The organism is Streptomyces hoynatensis, from assembly GCF_003626535.1.
Lineage (GTDB): Bacteria > Actinomycetota > Actinomycetes > Streptomycetales > Streptomycetaceae > Streptomyces > Streptomyces hoynatensis.
The window spans coordinates 41714-59888 of sequence record NZ_RBAL01000028.1 but is presented as its reverse complement, the minus strand read 5'-3'; the positions used below and the strand labels follow the sequence as shown (position 1 = coordinate 59888).

Below are 18175 nucleotides of genomic sequence, written 5' to 3'. Positions count from 1 at the left end.
GCGCGCACATCTCAATCAGCAGCCAGGGCGCCCCGGAGAGCCGGACGGCCACTCCTAGTCAGCCACTGAAGGCAAGGACCCATAAGCCACATCCGGCCCTCCCGGGCCGCCCAACAACTTACGGAGAGGCCCATGAAGGCAAGGACAAGGACGCGAAGGAGGGCACGCCGCTTTCTCGCCGCGGCGTTCGCCCTCCTCGCGGTCGCGACGGCGGGCGGCTGCATGAGCTCCCACGCCGCGGACTCCGATCCCCTGACCTGGAAGGTGGGGGTGATGCCGTGTTCAAGCGACTGCGGCTTCCTGCACATGGCCCAGGAACAGGGCTTCTACGAGAAGCACGGCGTGCACGTCGAGTTCGTCCAGCTCCAGAGCTCCTCGCAGATCTACCCGGCGCTCGCCGCCGGGGAGGTGGACGCGATCGAGCAGAGCCCGGGCGACCTCCTGATCGCCGCCCAGGGCGGCGGCCTGCACGCCACGATCATCGGCTCGTCCATGCAGGGCATGCCGTACGCCATCTACGCGGGCCGGGAGTACGACTCCCTGGCCGACCTGGCGGGCAAGAGCGTCGCCATCTCCTCCCCGACGGGCCTGCCGGCGCTGGTGGCCCGCTCGATGCTGGAGCGGAGCGGCGTGGACTGGGGCAGCGTCGACCTGGTCAACGCCGGGGGGAACGCCGACCGTTACCGCGCGGTGGTCGCGGGCGCGGTGGACGCGGCCTCCTCGCCCGCGGACTACGTTCCCCAGGCGGAGGCGGACGGGGTCAGGGTCCTCGCGCTCTCGCCCGACCTGATCCCCCAGTACCCCCGCTACATGATCGTCGCCAACGACGAGAGCCTCGACCGCAAGCCGGAGGCCGCGCGGCGCTACCTCGCGGCAATGATCGAGGGCCTGCGGTACGCCTACGACCACCAGAACGAGGCCAGGCAGGTGTCCGCCGAGGCCCTCGGCACGACCCCCGACGACCCGGCCGTCACCTACCTGGACGACCTGATCCGCGAACGGCACCTCGTGGACCCCGACGGCGGGGTGGACATGAGCATGCTCCGGTACCAGGAGGGCGTGCTCGAGGAGGCCGATCAGATCACCGAGGACATCGACCTGGAGAGCCTGGTCGACACCTCCTACCAACAGGCCGCTCTCCGAATGCTGGAGGAGTGATCATGCCCGATCAGAAGCTCGCAGCGACGACCCCACGGGGCGGCCCGGAACGGGCGGCCCCGGCCGCCGACCGCGTCGTCGTCGACCGGGTCTCCAAGGACTTCGAACTCACCGTCGGCAGGCGCCGGCAGCACATCAGGGCCCTGAACGAGGTGTCGCTCACGGTGGCGGACGGCGAGATCATCGCCCTCACCGGGCTGAGCGGCTGCGGCAAGACCACGCTGCTGCGGATCATCATGGGCCTGGAGAAGGCGACCAGCGGCGGGGTGTCGGTCGGCGGGCAGGCGGTCACCGGCTGCGGCTACGACCGCGGCCTCGTCTTCCAGCACGCCGAACTCTTCCCCTGGCGCACCGCGCTCCAGAACGTCGAGTTCGGCCTTGAGGTCAAGGGCGTGCCCAAGCCGGAGCGGCGGCGCATCGCCCGGGAGAAGCTGGCCCTGGTCGGCCTCGGCCACGCCATGGACCGCCGCCCCAGCCAGCTCTCCGGCGGGATGAAGCAACGCGTCGGCCTGGCACGGGCGTTGAGCATCGACCCGCAGGTGCTGCTGATGGACGAGCCGTTCGGCGCCCTCGACGCGCAGACCCGCGAGGGGCTGCAGGCCGAGGTGCTGCGCATTCACCGGGAGACCGGAAAGACCATCGTCTTCGTCACCCACGACCTCGACGAGGCGGTGCTCCTGGCCCATCGGGTGGTCCTGATGTCGCCCAACCCGGGCCGCGTCAAGCGGGTGTTCGAGGTGCCGATCGAGGGGTCGCGCGAGGACCTGGTCGCGGTGCGCGGCACGGAGACCTTCGCCGAACTGCGCTACGAGATCTGGCGCTCCCTCATGGAACACGCGCCCGAGGAGGAACCGGCGCGGAACGCCGTCCTGCGGGCCGCCGGGTCCGGCGCGGAAAGGAGCGCGGGGAAGTGACGACGCGAAACGGAACGCTCACCGCCGGGGCCCGGGCCGCGGGGGCGGCGGCGCCAGGCGCCGGCGCCCCACCGTCCGGGGCCCCCGCGCCCACCCGGGGGACCGGCTTCGTGCGGCGCCACAGGTACCGCCTGATCACGGCGGCCTCGCTGGTGGTCCTGCTGGTGGTCTGGGAGATCGTGGGCCGCCGCATGGACCCGCTGTTCGCCACCTACCCGACGGCCATCGCCAGGACCTTCAAGGACGAACTCGCCGACGGCACGCTCCTGACGGCACTGTGGGACAGCCTGAAGCCGCTGTTCCTCGGCTACTTCCTCGCCGCCGCGGCCGGCATCGTCATCGGCATGCTGGTGGGCCGCTACCGGGTGGTCGAGGCGGCGGTCGGCCTCTACATCACGGCGGGCTACTCGATGCCGATGGTGGCGTTCATCCCGCTGTTCCTGCTGTGGTTCGGGCTCGGCTTCACGGTGAAGGTCGCCGTGGTCGTGGTGATGACGATCTTCCCGATCATCATCAGCACCAGGGCCGGGGTGAAGGCGGTGCCGCGCAGCCTCGTCGAGGTCGGGAACTCCTTCGTGGCGGGCGAGTTCGCCCTGATGCGCAAGATCATCTTCCCGGCGACGGTCCCGCACATCATGACCGGGCTGCGGCTCGGCATCGGGCGCGCGGTGATCGGCATCGTCATCGCCGAGTTCTTCACCGCGATCGGCGGCCTCGGCGGGCTGATCATCCTGGCCGGGCAGCGCTTCGACACCGCCGCGCTCTTCGTGCCCATCGTCGTCCTCATGGTGCTCGGCGTCGGGCTCACCCGGCTGGTGGGCTGGCTGGAGGGGCTGGTCGCCCCCTGGCAGGCCGGCGTCAGCGGCGGCGGGGACCACGACTGACCCGGGCCCGGGGCCCAGCCGGCCCAGCACCGCGAAGAACGGTGAAGAACGGCGCACAACGGCGTACAGCAGCCGGGAACGGCCGAGAACCACCGAGAACACGAAGAGCGCGAAGAACGCGAAGAACGCGAAGAGTGCGAAAGGCACCGACGTACGGCAAGGACGCGCCGCGCACGGCGCCCCGGGGTTCCGGGGCGGCGCGGCACCACGTCACCGGGCGGGCGGCGGGCGCCCGCCCGGTGACGGCGAAGGACGGAGATTCGTGCATGACTGACAAGGACCGCATCGTGGTGGTCGGCGCCGGGCCGGTGGGAGTCGTCGCGGCCCTGGCCGCCGCGCGCAAGGGCTTCCCGGTGACGGTGCTCGAAGCCGCCGAGGAGGTGGACGACTCGCCGCGCGCCTCGACGTTCCACCCCTCGACCCTGGAGATGATCAACGAACTCGGCATCATGGACGAGTTCCTGAGCGTCGGCCTCGTGGCCCGCTACTTCGACTTCTGGGACAAGCCGCGGCACACACTCGTCGCCAGGCTCGACCACGAGGTGCTGCGGGAGGAGACCGCGTTCCCCTTCGTCGTGCAGACGGAGCAGCACAAGCTGGCCAGGATGGGCCTGCGCCGCCTGGCCGGGCTGCCCCACGTCCTGGTGCGGCGCGGCTGTGCCTTCACCCACGCCGAGCAGCGCGCCGACGGGGTGGTCGCCCACGCCACGGGCCCGGAGGGGCCCGAGCGCTTCGCGGGGCGCTGGCTGCTCGGCTGCGACGGCGGGCGCAGCGCGGTCCGCAAGAGCCTGGGCATCGACTTCGAGGGCTACACCTTCCCCGAGCGTTTCCTCGTCCTCACCACCCTGTTCGACTTCGCCGGGGCGATGAAGTGCAGCGAACGCAGCTACTTCGCCGACCCCGACGAGTGGACCAACCTCTTCAAGGCCGCGGGCGACGACATGGCGGGGCGCTGGCGCGCGGTGTTCCCCACCCGGGTAGGCGAGTCGGACGAGGAGGCGCTCGGGGACGCGGCCTCGGCCAGGCGGCTGGCCGGGATCTGGCCCGAGGCCGGCCTCGGCGACCTCGTGCACCGGCGCATCTACCGGGTCCACCAGCGCGTGGCGGCCCGTTTCCGCGTCGGCAACGTCTTCCTCGCCGGCGACGCGGCCCACGTCAACAACCCCATCGGCGGGCTCGGCCTCAACTGCGGCATCCACGACGTCATGGAGCTCGTCGCCACCCTGGAGGCGGTCCGCGACGGCGCCGGGGACGACCTGCTCGACCGCTACGAACGCCGCCGCCGCGAGCTCAACATCCGCTTCGTGCAACGGCAGACGGTGGACAACAAGCGCCGCCTGGAGGAGAAGGACCCCGCGGTCCGGCGGCAGCGGCTGGCCGAGCTGCGCGCCGTCGCCGAGGACGAGGAGCGGATGCGGGCGTTCCTGCGGCGCACCTCCCTCCTCGACAGCGTCCGCGACGCCCACGCCATCGCCTGAGCGCGGGCCCGCCCGCGGCGGGGCGGCGCCGGGCGCGCGTCGCCGCGGATCGGGCGGGTGCCGAGGGGGGCGGTGGCTGAGGGCTCGGGGGGAGCGGCCGGTCAGGCGGAGTGGCCGGCGATCCGGTCGAGCCACTCGCGCAGCAGGGCGGCTTCCGCGGCGGTGAGGGCTCCGGTCTGCGGGAGCAGCGCCCTGAGGGTGACCGCGGCGGTGACGGCGGCGGTGGGGGTGCCGGGCGCGGCGGCGGGCCCTGGCGCGTCCGTGGTGAGCGCCGCGATGACGGCCTCGCGGGCGGTGGCGGACAGCTCGGGGTCGCGGCTGTGCTCGGGGGTGGCGAGGAGCGTGAGGGTCGTGCCCGAGCCGGCGGCGTGGATCAGGGCGGTGGCACGCTCCTCGGGGACGCGCAGCCTGCCCGCCTCGGCGACGCGGTGGATGCGGCGGGCGAGCACCTCGAAGGCGGCGGCCGCCGCCGGGGGGCGTGTGCCGGGGCGGTGGCCCTCGAACATCAGCCGGTAGAGGGCCGGGTTGGCGAGGCCGAGAGCGACGTGCTCGTCCCAGCCAAGGCGCAGCCCGTCCACCGGGTCGCCGGTGGGGTCGGGCTCGGCCTTGCCGGCCAGGTAGGCGGCGAAGCCGTGCGCGACCACCGCGTCGAGCAGTCCCTGCTTGTCGCCGAAGAGCCGGTAGAGGGTGGGGGGTTGGACGCCCGCCCGGGCGCTCACCGCCCGCGTCGAGACGGCCTCGGGACCGCCCTCGGCCAGCAGCCGCGTCGCGGCCTCGACGATGCGCGTGCGGTGCGCCTCGGCGCCGGTGGCCTCCTCCTGCTCCATGCTGACGACGATAACAGCCGGGCGCTATCGGCCTTCCGCCCGTGGTGCCGCACGGTTCCGCCGCCCCGTCTCCGCGCCGTTTCCGCGCCGCCCGGTCACGCGATCCGCCGCGGGGCGCGGGCCGGGCGGGGACCCGCGGGCTCAGCCGGCGGGCAGCCGCACCCCGGCCAGCTTGACCAGGAAGCGGTCGACCTGCTGCTCCAGGGGAGGCCAGGGCTGGTCGGGCAGGTTCAGCCGCATCGAGACGGCGCCGTGGACGGCGGCGCGCAGGTCGAAGGAGATGGCGGCCGGGTCGTCGGGGGGCGCGAGCCCGGCGTCCATGCAGCGCCTGACCGCCCGGGTGGTGCGGTCGGCCAGCTCCCGTTTGAAGGGCATGCTCGCGCGCCGGTTGAGGGTGCTCTCGTGCATCACCTTGTAGAGCCCCGGGTGCGCGTGGGCCCAGGTGCCGCTGAGCAGCACCCGGGCGCGCAGCTTGCCCACCGGCCCCTCCTCGGCCGCCTCTGCCCGGTCGATGGCGGCCCTGAGGTCGCGGTGGCAGCGTTCGAGGGCGGCGAGGACGAGCGCGTCCCGGTCGGCGAAGTGGATGTAGACGGACGTCGCGGCGATGCCCACCTCGCGGGCCACGGCGCGCATCGACAGGGCCTGGTCGTCCGCGAGTTCGTCCAGCAGCCGGAGGGTGGCGCCGAGGATCTCGTCCCGCAACCGCTCGCCCTGGCCCCGCGGATTGCGTCCCCGGGCGCCGCCCCGGGCCGGGGAAGTCGCCTCCATGCACCCCATCGTATCGAGGACAGCTGTAGTGCTACGCTCGTAGCACTACAGCTGTCCACTTAGGAGGCCGGTCATGACCACCCCTGCTCGGCATGCGGAACCCACCTCCCGCGCCCCGGAGGCACTTGAGCGAAACAAGCGGACCGTCCTCGCCTTCTACGAGGCCGGCCTGAACGAAAAGGACGCCGAGGCCGCCCTGCGGCTGATCGGGCCGCGCTACGTGCAGCACAACCCGCGGATCGCCGACGGGCGGGAGGGCTTCGCGGCGTTCGTCGCGGGGCTGCGCCGGGACTTCCCCGGGCTGCGCGCCGAGGTGAAGCGGCTGATCGCCGAGGGCGACCACGTCGTGGCCCACGTGCACGGGGTCCGGGTGCCCGGCCAGGCGGGCACCGCGATCGTCGACATCTTCCGGCTGGACGAGGACGGCAGGATCGTCGAGCACTGGGACGTCATGCAGCCGATTCCCGGGGAGTCGGCGAACCGGAACGGGATGTTCTAGCCGCAGGGCACCGCTCGGCCCGCCGCGGCCCCTCCCCCGGCGCCCACCCCCCTTGGGTGCCCCCCGCGCCTTCTCGCCTTCGGCACCCCCTGCCTCCCCCGACCCCCTTCGACCTCAAGGCATGCCGTGTCCACAGCACCCGAAGCACCCGAAGCGTTCGACACATCCGAAGCATCCGAAGCGTCCTCATCGGCTCGCCCCGCCGCGGCCCCGCCCGGCCACCGGGGCGGCCCCCCGCCCCCCGATCCGCGGCGGTGGTGGGCCCTCGCCGCGGTCGCGACGGCCCAGCTGATGATCGGCCTCGACCTGACGATCATGAACATCGCCCTTCCCTCCGCCCAGCGGGCGCTCGGCCTGTCCGACCCCGGGCGGCAGTGGGTGATCACCTCCTTCGCCCTGGGCTACGGCGGACTGCTGCTCCTCGGGGGCAGGCTCATCGGCCTCCTCGGGCGCCGGCGCGCCCTGCTGGCGGGGCTCTCCGGCTTCGCGCTCGCCTCCGCGCTGGGCGGCGCGGCGACCGGGCCCGCCATGCTGCTCGCCGCCCGCGGCCTCCAGGGCGCCTTCGGGGCGCTGCTCACCCCGGCCGTGCTCGCGACGCTCGCCGCGTCCTTCCCCGAACCCGCCGAGCGCGGCCGGGCGTTCGGCGCCTACGGCACCGTCATGGGCAGCTCCTCGGGCGTCGGCGTCCTGCTCGGCGGGGTCCTCACCGACTGGCTCGACTGGCGGTGGTGCTGCTATGTGAACCTGCCGATCGCCCTCGCCGCGGCGGCCGGCGTGCTCTACGCGGTGCGGCCCGCGCCGTGGGCGGCGGGGGTACGGGTGGACGTGGTGGGCGCGGTGCTGGCCGGCCTCGGCCTGATGGCCCTCGTCCTCGGCTTCGCCCGGGCGGAGACGGAGGGCTGGGCCGCGGCGCCGACCCTCGGCCCGCTGGCCGCCGGGCTGCTCGCGCTGACCGCCTTCGGCTGGACGCAACGCCGCTTCGCCGCGCCGCTGCTGCCGCCCCGGATACTCCTGGACCGGCGGCGCGCCGGCTCCTACCTGTCCGTACTCACCCTGGCCGTCGGCATGTTCGCCGCGCTGTTCTTCCTCACCTTCTACCTGCAGAACGTCCTCTGCTACGCGCCCGTGCGGGCCGGGTTGGCCTTCCTGCCGCTGACCGCGGGGCTGATGCTCGGGGTGCGCGCGGTGGCGCCGCTGCTCGGGCGCGCGCCGGTGCGCGCGCTGCTGTGCCCCGGGTTGCTCGCCGTCGCCGCCGGGCTGGCGTTGCTCGGCCGGGTCCGGGTGGACAGCGGCTACGCCACCCACGTGCTGCCGGTCTTCCTGCTCGTCGGGCTCGGCGCGGGGTGGGTGCTGGTGACCGCCAACAGCACCGCCACGCTCGGCGCGGGCCCGGACACGGCCGTGGCGGGCGCCGGGGTCATGACGGCGCAGCAGATCGGGGCCTCGCTCGGCACCGCGCTGCTCAGCACGGTCGCCGGCACCGCCACCGGCCACTACCTGCGCTCCCACCCGGGCGCCGCGCGGCAGGCGGCCGTCCACGGCTACGCGGTGGCCGGGCTCGGCGCGGCGGCGTTCCTGTGCCTGGCGGCGCTCGCGGTCTTCCTGCTCACCGGGCCCCTGCGCGCCGCCGAGGGGCGCGGCCCCGCCGGGGCGGGCTGAGCCGGGCGGCGGGCGGGCGGCGCCGGGCGGCGGCGTCAACGGCCGGTGGCGTCAACGGTCGGCGGGGGCGTCAACGGCCGGCGCGGCCCGGGCCCGGCGGGGATCAGGCCGACGGGTCCGGCGGCGCCGGCGGGCAGAAGGCGGTGGCCACGGCCGTCTCGTAGGGCACCTCCACGCCGGGGGCGAGCAGGCCGGCGCCGCGGGCGAAGGAGGTCAGGCCCTCGATCGTTCCGGGGCCGATCGAGGGCTCGTAGAAGGGCAGGTCGCGGCGGATCAGCTCGGCGATGAGGCCGGCCTCCATCGCGGGGAAGAGGCGTTCGCCGACCTCGGTGGCCAGGCCCGGGTCGGCCCGCAGCGCCTCCTGGGCGCGGATCGTGGCCCGCACGGCGGCGGCGGCCGCGGCCGGGTTCTCCTCGGTGAGGCGGCGGGTCGTCATCAGGGCGGGGAAGGTGAAGGAGGCGGCGGGGCCGCCGTCGCGGCGGGCGTCGAGGAGGACCTTGCCCACGCCGCGGCGCACCGCCACCTCGGCGCCCATGCCGTTGGCCCAGAACGCGTCGATCAGGCCGCGCTCCAGCGCGTCCGCCGCCGTCACGCCGAAGGAGACCCCCGCCCCCGCGGTGCCGGGCACGGGGGCGATCTCGATGCCGGCCCGCGCCCGGTCGACGCCCGCGGCGTCCAGCAGGTGCCGCAGGGCCAGGTCGGGGCCGGGGGCGGCGCCGACCCGCGCCTCCCGCAGCGCGCGCCACTTTCCCCGCTCCAGCGGGGAGTCCGCCCGGACGACCAGGAACCAGTAGGTGTTCCTGGCCAGGGCGGCCAGCAGCCGCAGCTCGCCCCAGCCCTCGGCCGCGGCGTACAGCGGGGCGTGGGCGGCGCCGGCCAGGAAGTCGATCCTGCCCTCGCGCAGCGCGGTGGCCGCGTCGGTGACGGGGAAGAGCAGGTCGAGCGTGACGTCGAGGCCCTCGTCCCGCAGGTAGCCGAGCTCGACGGCCGCGATGGCCGGGAAGTAGGAGTTGGAGACGAGGTCGGGTACGGCGAGGCGCATGGCCGGAAATCCCTCCCGTGGGACGGTCGCGGGCGCTCCAGCCCGAGGCTGTTGCCTAACGGAACTACCTGACTCAAGTACCGTAGATAGGTACGGGAAATGGTGTCAAGGCGCCGCCTGGGGCGGATGAGGCGGCGCGGGCGACCGGCCCCGGCGGCGGACACCGTCCCTCCTATTGATCAAGCCATGCCAATGAGCTTGAGTGGTCTGCGGCGACCGAACTCCGAACGAGATCACCCGAGAAGCGAGCGGAAACCGCACCGCAGTCGTGCGTGAAGGGCCAAGTGCGGCCGGAAACGGGCAGGTTCGCGAGACCGGCCACGCCCGGGCGACCGCCTGCGGGCGAGGGCCCAGGGAGGCGGAGGCGAGGCGGAGAACGGCGAGGCGCGGGCCGGGACCGGCCGTGCCCCGGGACAGGAAGAACTCCCGAGAACCCAACGGAGCGTTCGATGGAAGCGATCGACCCGGCCTACGGCACCGGCACGCTGCTGCTGATCGCGGCGGTGGCCGTCGCCCTGCTGCTGTTCCTGATCATGCGGGTGAAGCTGCACGCCTTCGTGGCGCTGGTCCTCACCAGCGTGCTCACGGCGCTCGCCGTGGGCTTCCCGCTGGCCGACATACCCGACGTCCTGGCCTACGGCTTCGCCGACACCATCGGCTCCGTGGCCCTGCTGGTCGCCTTCGGCGTGATGCTGGGGCGGCTGCTGGAGGTCACCGGCGGCGCCCAGGTGCTCGCGGACACGCTGATCGGCAGGTTCGGGGAGCGCAGGGCCCCGCTCGCCCTCGGCGTGGCGGCGCTCTTCTTCGGCTTCCCGATCTTCTTCGACGCCGGCCTGGTGGTGTTCCTGCCGATCATCCTCACCGTGGCCCGCCGTTTCGGCGGCTCGCTGCTGCTGTACGCGCTCCCCGCGGCGGGCGCCTTCGCCGCCATGCACGCCATGACCCCGCCGCACCCGGGGCCGGTGGCCGCGGCCGAGGCGCTGGACGGCAACATCGGCGTCACGATGCTGGTGGGAATTCCGATCGGCGTCGTCGCCTGGTACGCCGGCGTTGTGCCGATCTCGCGCCTCATGGGCGCCCGCATCGCCCTGGACGTGCCGAACGCCCTGTTCGGCGAGGTGCGGGACGAGCACGGGCGGGCCGCCGGGCCGGGCGGAGAGGCCGCGGGCCCCGGCCGGGCCCAGGCGGGGCCCGCCGTGGCGGCCGGGCCGGGCGAGGGGGGCGCGCCGCGCCCGGCGCTCGGGGAGCGCCCGCCGGCCTTCGGCACCGTCCTGGCGCTGCTGCTGGTGCCGCTGGTGCTGATCTCCTGCGACACCGTCGTCGACACGCTGACCACCGCCGGGACGATCGACGAGGGCGAGGACTGGGCGGAGTTCCTCGGCCTGCTCGGCAACACGCCGGTGGCGCTGCTGATCACGGTCCTCGCCGCGATCCTGCTGCTGGGCCGGCCGCGCGCCTCCTCCATGGCCCAGGTCACCGGCCTCGTGGACGAGGCGCTGGGGCCGGTCTGCTCGATCATCCTGATCACCGGCGCGGGCGGCATGTTCGGCGGCGTACTCGAACTCAGCGGCATCGGGGCGGCGTTGAGCGACTCGCTGGCCGACCTCGGGTTCTCCCTGGTCGTGCAGGCCTTCGTCATCTCCGCGCTACTGCGGGTCGCCCAGGGCTCGGCCACGGTGGCGCTGACCACGACGGCGGGGCTGATCGCGGGCCCGGTGGCCGAGGCCCAGCCGGGCGACCTCAAAATCTCGCTGCTCGTGGTGGCCATCGCGGCGGGCGCCACGGTGCTCTCGCACGTCAACGACTCGGGCTTCTGGCTGGTCAGCCGGTTCTTCGGGATGGACGAGAAGACGACGCTGCGGACCTGGACGGTGGTGGAGACCACCCTGGGCCTCGCGGCCTTCCTGCTGACCCTGCTGGTGTGGCCACTGGCCTGAGGCGCCCGCCGGGCCTGTCACCACGGCGAGGGCGTGTGGCCCCGGCGGGCAATCCGGCAACGATCGGAAGCGTCGAGGGCGGCCGGCCGGCTCCCGCGGGCGGCTCCCGCGCGAGCCGGCGAGCAGCCGTTGCGGCTCCTGGCACCCCGCCGGCCGAAGGCCCGTGCCGATGGGGGGCCTCCCACGTGGGCCACCGCGCCGCCGTTCGTGGCCGCCCGCGCGCGGGGGCGGCCTCCCGCCGTGGGCCGGCAACCTTCCGGCCGGTTCGCGACGACGAAGGGGCGTCAGCGCACAGGCGAGCGGCGCGGCCGCTCGCACCCGAGGGACGTCAGGAGAGCCGCCGTGAGCCAGACCGCACGCACACGCCGCCGCACCGGGAGGGTCGCAACGGTCGTACTGGCCGCCGCCAGCGCGCTGTTGCTCCTCCCCTCGAGCGCCGTCGCCTACCCGAACCCCGGGGTCGTCACCGGGGCCGTCGGCATCCACGACCCGTCGATGGTGCGGACGGCCGACGGCACCTACGCCCTCTACGGCTCCAACAACCTGCTGGACGCCAGGACCTCCACCGACCGGATCGCGTTCGTCAACGCCGGGTCCGCCTTCTCCTCCCCCCAGTCCTGGTGGTCCGCCTACTCCCCCGAGCGGAGCCCCTGGGCGCCGGACGTCTCCTACCACAACGGCACCTACTGGATGTACTACGCCGTCTCCAGCTTCGGCTCCAACACCTCGGCCATCGGCCTGGCCACCAGCTCCACCGGCCTGCCCGGCAGCTTCACCGACCGGGGCATCGTGCACAGCACCAGCAGCTCGTCGAACTACAACGCGATCGACCCCAGCCTCCTCGTCGACGACGACGGCACCTGGTGGCTCGCGTTCGGCTCCTGGTGGACCGGGATCAAGCTGATCCAGCTCGACCCCGCCACCGGCAAGCAGAGCTCCGCCAACCGCACCGTGTACAGCCTGGCCTCGGCGAGCGGCGGCATCGAGGGCCCGGCGCTGGTCAAGCACGGCGGCTACTACTACCTGTTCGCCTCCTACGGCACCTGCTGCGCCGGCACCAGCAGCACCTACCACATCCGGGTGGGGCGCTCGACCAGCAGGACCGGGCCCTTCGTGGACCGCAACGGGGTCGACCTGCGCAACGGGGGCGGCACCGAGGTGCTGGAGTCCCACGGCCGCTACATCGGCCCCGGCGGGCAGTCCGTCATGCACGACGTGGACGGCGACCTGCTCGTCTACCACTACTACGACGGGCAGGACAACGGCGCCCCGAAGCTGGGCGTCAACCTCCTCGACTGGAGCAGCGGCTGGCCGGTCGCCTACTGACCCCTCACGCCCGGTCCCGCCCCGGCACGCGGCCGCCCTCGCCTTCCGCGTGCCGGGGAGGCAGGCCCGCTCACACCACCCTCCGGCGGACGAGCGCGCCGAGCAGCAGCGCCCCCGGCAGCAGCGGCAGCCACACGGTGACGGTCCGGTAGGCGAGCACCGTCGAGGTGGCGGCGCCCACCGGGGCCCCGATCGCGGCCAGCGCGAGGACCAGGGAGGCGTCGACCGAGCCGATGCCGCCGGGCGAGGGCACGGCCGCGGCGAGCACCGAGGCCGCCAGGTAGGCGAGCACCACGTGCCCGGCCGGCACGCCGAGGCCGAGCGACAGGGCGACGGCGACCAGGCCGGCGGCCTGGAGCAGCGGAAAGGCGAGCGAGCCGCCCCACAGCGCCAGCGCCCGCGCGGGCCGGGCGTGCACCGAGCGGATGTCGGCGAAGGCGTGGGCCAGGAAGCGGCGCACCGCGCGGCGCGCCCGGCCGGCGACGAACGGGACCGGCAGGGCGAGCGCGAGCAGCACCACCGCCAGGACGGCCGCCGGCGGCACGCCGCCCAGGTCCGGGGACAGCGCGCCGGGGCGCAGCGCGCCGGGGAAGACGGCGAACACCGCCAGCAGCAGCGCGAGCCGGGAGACGCCCTCGGCGAGGAGGTACAGCGCGAGCGCCGCCGGGTAGCGGGCGGCGGGCACCCCGCAACGGGCCAGGAAGCGGACGTTGACCGCCCCGGCGCCGATGCCGGAGGGCAGCAGGTGGTTGGCGGAGGCCGCGGCCACCTGCGTCGCCAGCAGCCGGCGCGCTGGCAGGCGCTCCGGCACGGTGCCCTGGCGGGCGAAGGAGACGGCCACCCAGCCCAGGGCCGTGGTGGCGAAGGCGGCCAGCAGGCCGTAGCCGTTCGCCCTGAGCACCGCGCGGGCGCCGTCCCCGAGGAGCGCGCGGTGCGTGGCCAGCCAGCACAGGACGGCGGCGAGGGGAAGCAGGCACAGCAGGCGGCGCAGCACGCCGACAGGGTGGCGTGGGCAGGTGACCCGAGGGAGACCTGCCGGTGACGGGAGGGGGACGGACGGCGGGCCGCGCCCGGCGCCCCGCCGTTCACCGCGCGCCGCCGTTCACCGCGCGCCGCGGGCCCGCGGCCGGCCGCGCCCGCCGGGGGCTCAGGAGAAGAACTGCTGGACGTAGTCCTCGGCCGCCACCGACATCGGCACGTCCTGGTGCCGGCTCTCCGAGAGCATCAGGCGGTGTTCGAGCAACTCGTGGTAGATCTGCGCGGTGTCCACGCCCGCCCGCAGCTCCGGCGGCACCGACCTGACGGCGGGCCGGAAGACGTCCCTGACCCAGCGGTGCGCCAGGACCTCGGGCCGCGCCCCGAGCGGATCGCCGGGCGCGTAGTCCTCCTGGCCGGCCATCCAGGTCTCCAGGTCGTTCAGCAGGCTGCGGGCCTGGTTCTCCTCCGCGTCCAGCCCGGTCAGGCGCAGCAGCTGGCGCTGGTGGTGGCCGGCGTCCACCACCTTGGGCACGAAGCTGATCGCGTCCCCGTCCTTCGCCCGCTGGATCTGCATCTCGGCCACGTCGAAGCCGAGTTCGTTCAGCCGCCTGATGCGCCGGTCGATGTAGTGGCGCTTGTCCCTGGGGTAGACGGAGGTGCGGGTCAGCTCGTGCCACAGGGCGCCGTACCGCTCCACGATCTCCTCGCCGAACGGGATCGGGTCCACCGCGGGGTGCAGGGAGCCGCCCGCCTCCAGGTCCATCAGTTCGCCCGCGATGTTCAGCCGCGCGGTGTCCAGGTCGTACTCGCGCTGGCCGCGGGAGAGGGTGGGCGCTATCTGGCCGGTCTCCGCGTCCACCAGGTAGGCCGCGTACGCGCCCGCGTCCCGGCGGAAGAGGGTGTTCGACAGCGAGCAGTCGCCCCAGGCGAAGCCGTTGAGGTGCAGCCGCACCAGCAGCACCGCGAGCGCGTCGAGCAGCCGCTTGATGGTGCCGGGGCGCAGCGTCGTCTCGAACATGGAGCGGTAGGGCAGCGAGCCCTTCAGCTGCCGGGTGATGAGCACCGGCTCCAGCGGCTCGCCCCGGGCGTCGCGGCGGCCGGTGACCACCGCCACCGGGTCGACGGCCGGCACGCCGAGCCGGTCGAGGTCGCGCAGCAGCTGGTACTCGCGCGCCGCGGCCCACTCGCCGACCTCCTTGACCGCCACCACCTCGCTGCCCGCCTTGGCGAAGCGGACGACGTGCCGGGAGATACCGCGCGGCAGCGCGACCAGGTGCCGCTCGGGCCACTCCTCGAGCGGCACGTCCCAGGGCAGGTCGAGCAGGGTCGCCGGGTGCGCCGGGTCCATGGCCGTGATCTCCAGATCCATGCCTCCAGTCTGCGGGAGCCGGCCCGGGGTGCGGCGGGCGGGCTTGCCCGGACGTCGGCGTCAAGGTCTACCGTCGCGGGCATGCGCATCGGAGAGCTGGCGAGAAGGGCGGGCACCACCACCCGGACCCTGCGGTACTACGAGTCGCGCGGGCTGCTGGCCGCCCGGCGCGGCGAGAACGGCTACCGCTCCTACGACGAGGAGGACCTGCGGCTGCTGCGGCAGATCAAGACGCTGCAGGACTTCGGCTTCGAGCTGGAGGAGACCAGGCCCTTCGTCGAGTGCCTGCGCTCGGGGCAGCCGGAGGGCGACGCCTGCCCGGCGTCCATCGAGACCTACCGGCGCAAGCTGGCGGAGCTCGACGCCTGCCTGGCCCGGCTGCAGGACGTGCGCGAGCGGCTGCGCGTCCAGCTCGCGCGGGCGGAGCGCAGGTCGCACGGCCCGGCGGGCGCCGCCGGGGCGCCCCGGGGAGGGGCCGCCGCTCCCGAACCGCGCTGCGAACTGGCCGGGCCCGCCCCGGCCGTGACCGAGGAGGGAGCACGCCCGTGGACGTGAGAGAGCACCCACAGAACGACCTGGCCCCGGCACCGAACGGAGCACCGAACGGGAACCTGAACGGGGACCCGGGCGGGGACCGGAACGGGGACCAGGGCGGCGGCACGGTGCGGGAGGTCACCGACGCCACCTTCGAGGCGGAGGTGCTGGGCGCCGGGGGCCTGGTGCTGGTGGACTTCACCGCCGAGTGGTGCCCGCCCTGCCGGATGATCGCCCCCGTGCTGGCCCGGCTGGCCGCGGAGCACGCGGACCGGCTGAAGGTGGTCAGCCTCGACGTGGACCGCAACCCGGCCACCCAGTCCGCCTACGGCGTGCTGTCGATGCCGACTCTGATGCTCTTCGAGGCGGGGGCGCCGGTGAAGACGCTGGTGGGCGCGCGCCCCCTGCACCGGCTGCGCCTGGAGCTGGCGAACTGGCTGTGAGGCGCCCGCCCCTCCGCGCGGCGCACCGGCCCCGGGAGGCGCGCTCCCGCGCCGCCCGGGGCCCCCTCAGCCCTTGACGACGCCCAGGGGCACCAGGCGGGCCACCCGGCGCGCGAGGCCGGCGGACTCGGTGGCCGCGACCACCGCGTCGATGTCCTTGTACGCGGTGGGCGCCTCCTCGGCCAGGCCGCGGGCGGTCGTGCCGCGCACCGCGATCCCCCGGCTCTCCAGGTCGGCGCGCAGCCGGCCGCCGCCGATCTCGCGGGCCGCGCCGTGGCGGCTGCGCACCCGCCCGGCGCCGTGGCAGGCCGAGTGCCAGGCCCCGCCCCCCTCGACCCCGGTCAGCAGGTAGGAGGCGGTGCCCATGGTGCCCGGGATCAGCACCGGCTGGCCCACCTCGGCCAGCTCGGGCGGAAGGTCGCGGTGGCCGGGCGGCAGCGCCCTGGTGGCGCCCTTGCGGTGCACGCACAGCCGCCGCGGCGCGCCGTCCACCCGGTGGGTCTCCAGCGAGGCGACGTTGTGCGAGATGTCGTAGACCAGGTCGAGCCCGCCGCGTTCCGTGCCGAGTTCACCGGTGAACGCCCTGCGGGCCGCCTCGGAGAGCAACTGCCGGTTGGCCCGGGCGTAGTTGGCCGCGGCGGCCATCGCCCGCAGGTACGCCTCCCCCTCGGGGGAGGTGACGGGGACGGCCGCGAGCTGCCGGTCGGCGACCCGCACCCCGTAGCGCCGCATGGCGCGGTCCATGGTCCGCACGTGGTCGGTGCAGATCTGGTGCCCCAGGCCCCGCGAGCCGCAGTGGATCATCACGCAGACCTGGCCCGCGCGCACCCCCATCGCCTCGGCCGCGGCCTCGTCGTACACCTCGTCCACCTCCTGCACCTCAAGGAAGTGGTTGCCGGAGCCGAGGCTGCCGAGCTGGCCGAGGCCGCGTTCCCTGGCCCGCCGCCCGACCTCGCCGCCGGCCGCCGCGCCCGTGAGCGCCCCGCCGTCCTCGCAGCGCGCCAGGTCGCGGGCCACGCCGTGGCCACTGTCGACGGCGTGGCGGGCGCCCTCGGCCAGCACCCGGTCGAGCCGGGAGTCGCTCAGCTCCCACACGGCCCCGCGTCCTGCGCCGCGCGGGATGCGGGCGCCGAGCGAGTCCATCACCGCGGGGAGCCGGGGGGCCAGCTCGGCGCGGTCGCAGCGGGCGGCGAGCAGCCTGACCCCGCAGGAGATGTCGAAGCCGACGCCGCCGGGCGAGACGACCCCGCCCGCCTCCACGTCGGTGGCGGCGACCCCGCCGATGGGGAAGCCGTAGCCCCAGTGCACGTCGGGCATGGCGTAGGAGGCGCCGACGATGCCGGGCAGCGCGGCGACGTTCACCACCTGCGCGAGCGCCTGGTCGCCGGCGGCCTGCGGCAGCGGGTCCTCGGTGGCGAAGACCACCCCGGGCACCCGCATGTCGCCCGTGGGGGCTATCCGGTAGCGTCCCGGCCCCTCGGCCGACGCCTCGATCCGCGGCTGCTCCGCCATCGCCCGCTCCGCCTCCCTCTCCGCACGGCCCGCACGGCCCGCACGATCCTCGGTCGTCGTCCCGGTTCCCCGGTCGTCGTCCCGGTTCCCCGGTTCCCCGGTCGCCGCGGTCGCCGCGGTCCTGTGCCGCGGCGCCCGGGCAGGGGCCGGGTAACCAGTGGGACGGGGGCCTACACGCCCGGGGGCTACAGGCCCGGGGGTCACACGTCGAGGGTCACCGAGCAGCTCCAGCCCGCGCGGGTGCGGCCGAGGCTGAGGCCGTGCAGGGTCACCGCCTTCGGTGCCGCGCCGACCGCGGGCAGCGCGGTGGCGTCCGCCATCAGGTAGTCCACCCGCAGCCCGCCCGGCACCGCGGCGACCCGGGCGCCCACGGGCACCTCGTCCGCGGTGTCGAGGCGGTAGACGACGTCGTCCATCAGCGCCGCCAGCAGGTCCTCGTCCTCCTCGGCCCTGATCTCCGCGGTGGTGGTGTGCAGCGGGCGGCCGCCCGAGGGATCGACGAAGGACTCGACCAGTCCGCGGATGGCCTGCGTGAGGGTCTCCTCGCGGGTCGGCGCCCACGCCTCGACCCGCAGGTCGGCGGTGTGCGGGACGCTGCGGTGCCCGCCGCGCACCGCGTCGCCGCCTTCGGGGCCGGACGCGCCGCCGGACGCCGGACCCGGCGCGGGGGCCCCGCGGTCCGCGCCGCCCGGGCGCGGGGCGCGCGCGGAGGGGTGCGGCGCGGCCCCGGCGCCGGGTTGCGCCGGGCCGCGCTCCGCACGCGCCCCGGGGCGTTCCGGCGGCTCCTGTGGTTCGGGCGGCACGGGCCCATCCTCGGCCCGCTCCCGCGAAGGCGCAGCCCGGGAGC

At 75.0% G+C, this 18175-nt stretch carries 17 protein-coding genes; 10 read left to right on the top strand and 7 right to left on the bottom strand.

Annotated elements, in window-relative coordinates:
* The first annotated feature begins 132 nt into the window (after positions 1-132).
* From D7294_RS29080 to D7294_RS29065, 4 genes are all read left to right on the top strand, one after another.
* A complete protein-coding gene (locus tag D7294_RS29080) occupies positions 133-1158 on the top strand; it encodes an ABC transporter substrate-binding protein (protein WP_120684789.1) in 1026 nt (341 codons plus the stop codon).
* A gap of 2 nt (positions 1159-1160) precedes the next feature.
* The gene (locus tag D7294_RS29075) at positions 1161-2072 is read left to right on the top strand and encodes an ABC transporter ATP-binding protein (RefSeq protein WP_120684788.1); all 912 of its coding nucleotides are present in this window, start codon (positions 1161-1163) and stop codon (positions 2070-2072) included.
* A complete protein-coding gene (locus D7294_RS29070; protein ID WP_120684787.1) occupies positions 2069-2956 on the top strand; it encodes an ABC transporter permease in 888 nt (295 codons plus the stop codon). The genes D7294_RS29075 and D7294_RS29070 overlap by 4 nt, the downstream gene beginning before the upstream one ends.
* A 266-nt stretch (positions 2957-3222) precedes the next feature.
* Positions 3223-4434, top strand: a complete 1212-nt coding sequence (locus D7294_RS29065) for an FAD-dependent oxidoreductase (RefSeq protein ID WP_120684786.1) — start codon at positions 3223-3225, stop codon at positions 4432-4434.
* Between the two features lie 101 nt (positions 4435-4535).
* On the opposite strand, the gene D7294_RS29060 is transcribed toward D7294_RS29065, so the two are convergent.
* Complete coding sequence (locus tag D7294_RS29060) at positions 4536-5261, bottom strand: TetR/AcrR family transcriptional regulator (RefSeq protein WP_120684785.1); 726 nt, start codon at positions 5259-5261, stop codon at positions 4536-4538.
* A gap of 141 nt (positions 5262-5402) precedes the next feature.
* The gene (locus D7294_RS29055; protein ID WP_206619582.1) at positions 5403-6029 is read right to left on the bottom strand and encodes a TetR/AcrR family transcriptional regulator; all 627 of its coding nucleotides are present in this window, start codon (positions 6027-6029) and stop codon (positions 5403-5405) included.
* A gap of 73 nt (positions 6030-6102) precedes the next feature.
* Here D7294_RS29055 and D7294_RS29050 point away from each other — a divergent pair, with 73 nt between their 5' ends.
* Entirely contained in the window at positions 6103-6528 is a 426-nt protein-coding gene (locus D7294_RS29050; protein WP_120684783.1) for a nuclear transport factor 2 family protein, read from the top strand.
* Between the two features lie 126 nt (positions 6529-6654).
* Positions 6655-8187, top strand: coding sequence for an MFS transporter (locus D7294_RS29045; protein WP_277751130.1), 1533 nt, complete (start codon positions 6655-6657; stop codon positions 8185-8187).
* A 103-nt stretch (positions 8188-8290) separates the two neighbouring features.
* On the opposite strand, the gene D7294_RS29040 is transcribed toward D7294_RS29045, so the two are convergent.
* A complete protein-coding gene (locus D7294_RS29040; RefSeq protein WP_120684781.1) occupies positions 8291-9229 on the bottom strand; it encodes an ABC transporter substrate-binding protein in 939 nt (312 codons plus the stop codon).
* A gap of 449 nt (positions 9230-9678) precedes the next feature.
* Between D7294_RS29040 and D7294_RS29035 the strand changes: the two genes are divergently transcribed.
* Positions 9679-11166, top strand: a complete 1488-nt coding sequence (locus tag D7294_RS29035) for a GntP family permease (protein ID WP_120684780.1) — start codon at positions 9679-9681, stop codon at positions 11164-11166.
* Between the two features lie 342 nt (positions 11167-11508).
* Positions 11509-12492: an arabinan endo-1,5-alpha-L-arabinosidase gene (locus D7294_RS29030; RefSeq protein ID WP_120684779.1), complete on the top strand. Its 984-nt coding sequence runs from the start codon at positions 11509-11511 to the stop codon at positions 12490-12492.
* Between the two features lie 70 nt (positions 12493-12562).
* Here D7294_RS29030 and D7294_RS29025 read toward each other — a convergent pair whose 3' ends face one another.
* Positions 12563-13486: a lysylphosphatidylglycerol synthase transmembrane domain-containing protein gene (locus tag D7294_RS29025; RefSeq protein ID WP_120684778.1), complete on the bottom strand. Its 924-nt coding sequence runs from the start codon at positions 13484-13486 to the stop codon at positions 12563-12565.
* Between the two features lie 153 nt (positions 13487-13639).
* Positions 13640-14839, bottom strand: coding sequence for a DUF4032 domain-containing protein (locus D7294_RS29020; RefSeq protein WP_120684777.1), 1200 nt, complete (start codon positions 14837-14839; stop codon positions 13640-13642).
* A gap of 81 nt (positions 14840-14920) precedes the next feature.
* Here D7294_RS29020 and D7294_RS29015 point away from each other — a divergent pair, with 81 nt between their 5' ends.
* A complete protein-coding gene (locus tag D7294_RS29015) occupies positions 14921-15394 on the top strand; it encodes a MerR family transcriptional regulator (RefSeq protein WP_120684776.1) in 474 nt (157 codons plus the stop codon).
* Positions 15395-15501: 107 nt separating this feature from the next.
* The gene (locus D7294_RS29010; protein WP_120684799.1) at positions 15502-15816 is read left to right on the top strand and encodes a thioredoxin family protein; all 315 of its coding nucleotides are present in this window, start codon (positions 15502-15504) and stop codon (positions 15814-15816) included.
* Between the two features lie 66 nt (positions 15817-15882).
* Here the strand turns inward: D7294_RS29010 and D7294_RS29005 are convergent, their stop codons facing one another.
* Both D7294_RS29005 and D7294_RS29000 read right to left on the bottom strand, forming a co-directional pair.
* Positions 15883-17328, bottom strand: a complete 1446-nt coding sequence (locus D7294_RS29005) for an RtcB family protein (RefSeq protein ID WP_120684775.1) — start codon at positions 17326-17328, stop codon at positions 15883-15885.
* Between the two features lie 200 nt (positions 17329-17528).
* Positions 17529-17942, bottom strand: a complete 414-nt coding sequence (locus D7294_RS29000; RefSeq protein ID WP_120684798.1) for an archease — start codon at positions 17940-17942, stop codon at positions 17529-17531.
* Positions 17943-18175 lie beyond the last annotated feature (233 nt).

What these genes read in the sequence shown, in the direction of transcription:
- D7294_RS29065 (WP_120684786.1), top strand. Translation starts at nt 3,223, where the DNA reads ATGACTGACAAGGACCGCATCGTGGTGGTCGGCGCCGGGCCGGTGGGA.
- D7294_RS29080 (WP_120684789.1), top strand. Translation starts at nt 133, where the DNA reads ATGAAGGCAAGGACAAGGACGCGAAGGAGGGCACGCCGCTTTCTCGCC.
- D7294_RS29055 (WP_206619582.1), bottom strand. Translation starts at nt 6,029, where the DNA reads ATGGAGGCGACTTCCCCGGCCCGGGGCGGCGCCCGGGGACGCAATCCG.
- D7294_RS29035 (WP_120684780.1), top strand. Translation starts at nt 9,679, where the DNA reads ATGGAAGCGATCGACCCGGCCTACGGCACCGGCACGCTGCTGCTGATC.
- D7294_RS29075 (WP_120684788.1), top strand. Translation starts at nt 1,161, where the DNA reads ATGCCCGATCAGAAGCTCGCAGCGACGACCCCACGGGGCGGCCCGGAA.
- D7294_RS29050 (WP_120684783.1), top strand. Translation starts at nt 6,103, where the DNA reads ATGACCACCCCTGCTCGGCATGCGGAACCCACCTCCCGCGCCCCGGAG.
- D7294_RS29060 (WP_120684785.1), bottom strand. Translation starts at nt 5,261, where the DNA reads ATGGAGCAGGAGGAGGCCACCGGCGCCGAGGCGCACCGCACGCGCATC.
- D7294_RS29020 (WP_120684777.1), bottom strand. Translation starts at nt 14,839, where the DNA reads ATGGATCTGGAGATCACGGCCATGGACCCGGCGCACCCGGCGACCCTG.
- D7294_RS29040 (WP_120684781.1), bottom strand. Translation starts at nt 9,229, where the DNA reads ATGCGCCTCGCCGTACCCGACCTCGTCTCCAACTCCTACTTCCCGGCC.
- D7294_RS29005 (WP_120684775.1), bottom strand. Translation starts at nt 17,328, where the DNA reads ATGGCGGAGCAGCCGCGGATCGAGGCGTCGGCCGAGGGGCCGGGACGC.
- D7294_RS29015 (WP_120684776.1), top strand. Translation starts at nt 14,921, where the DNA reads ATGCGCATCGGAGAGCTGGCGAGAAGGGCGGGCACCACCACCCGGACC.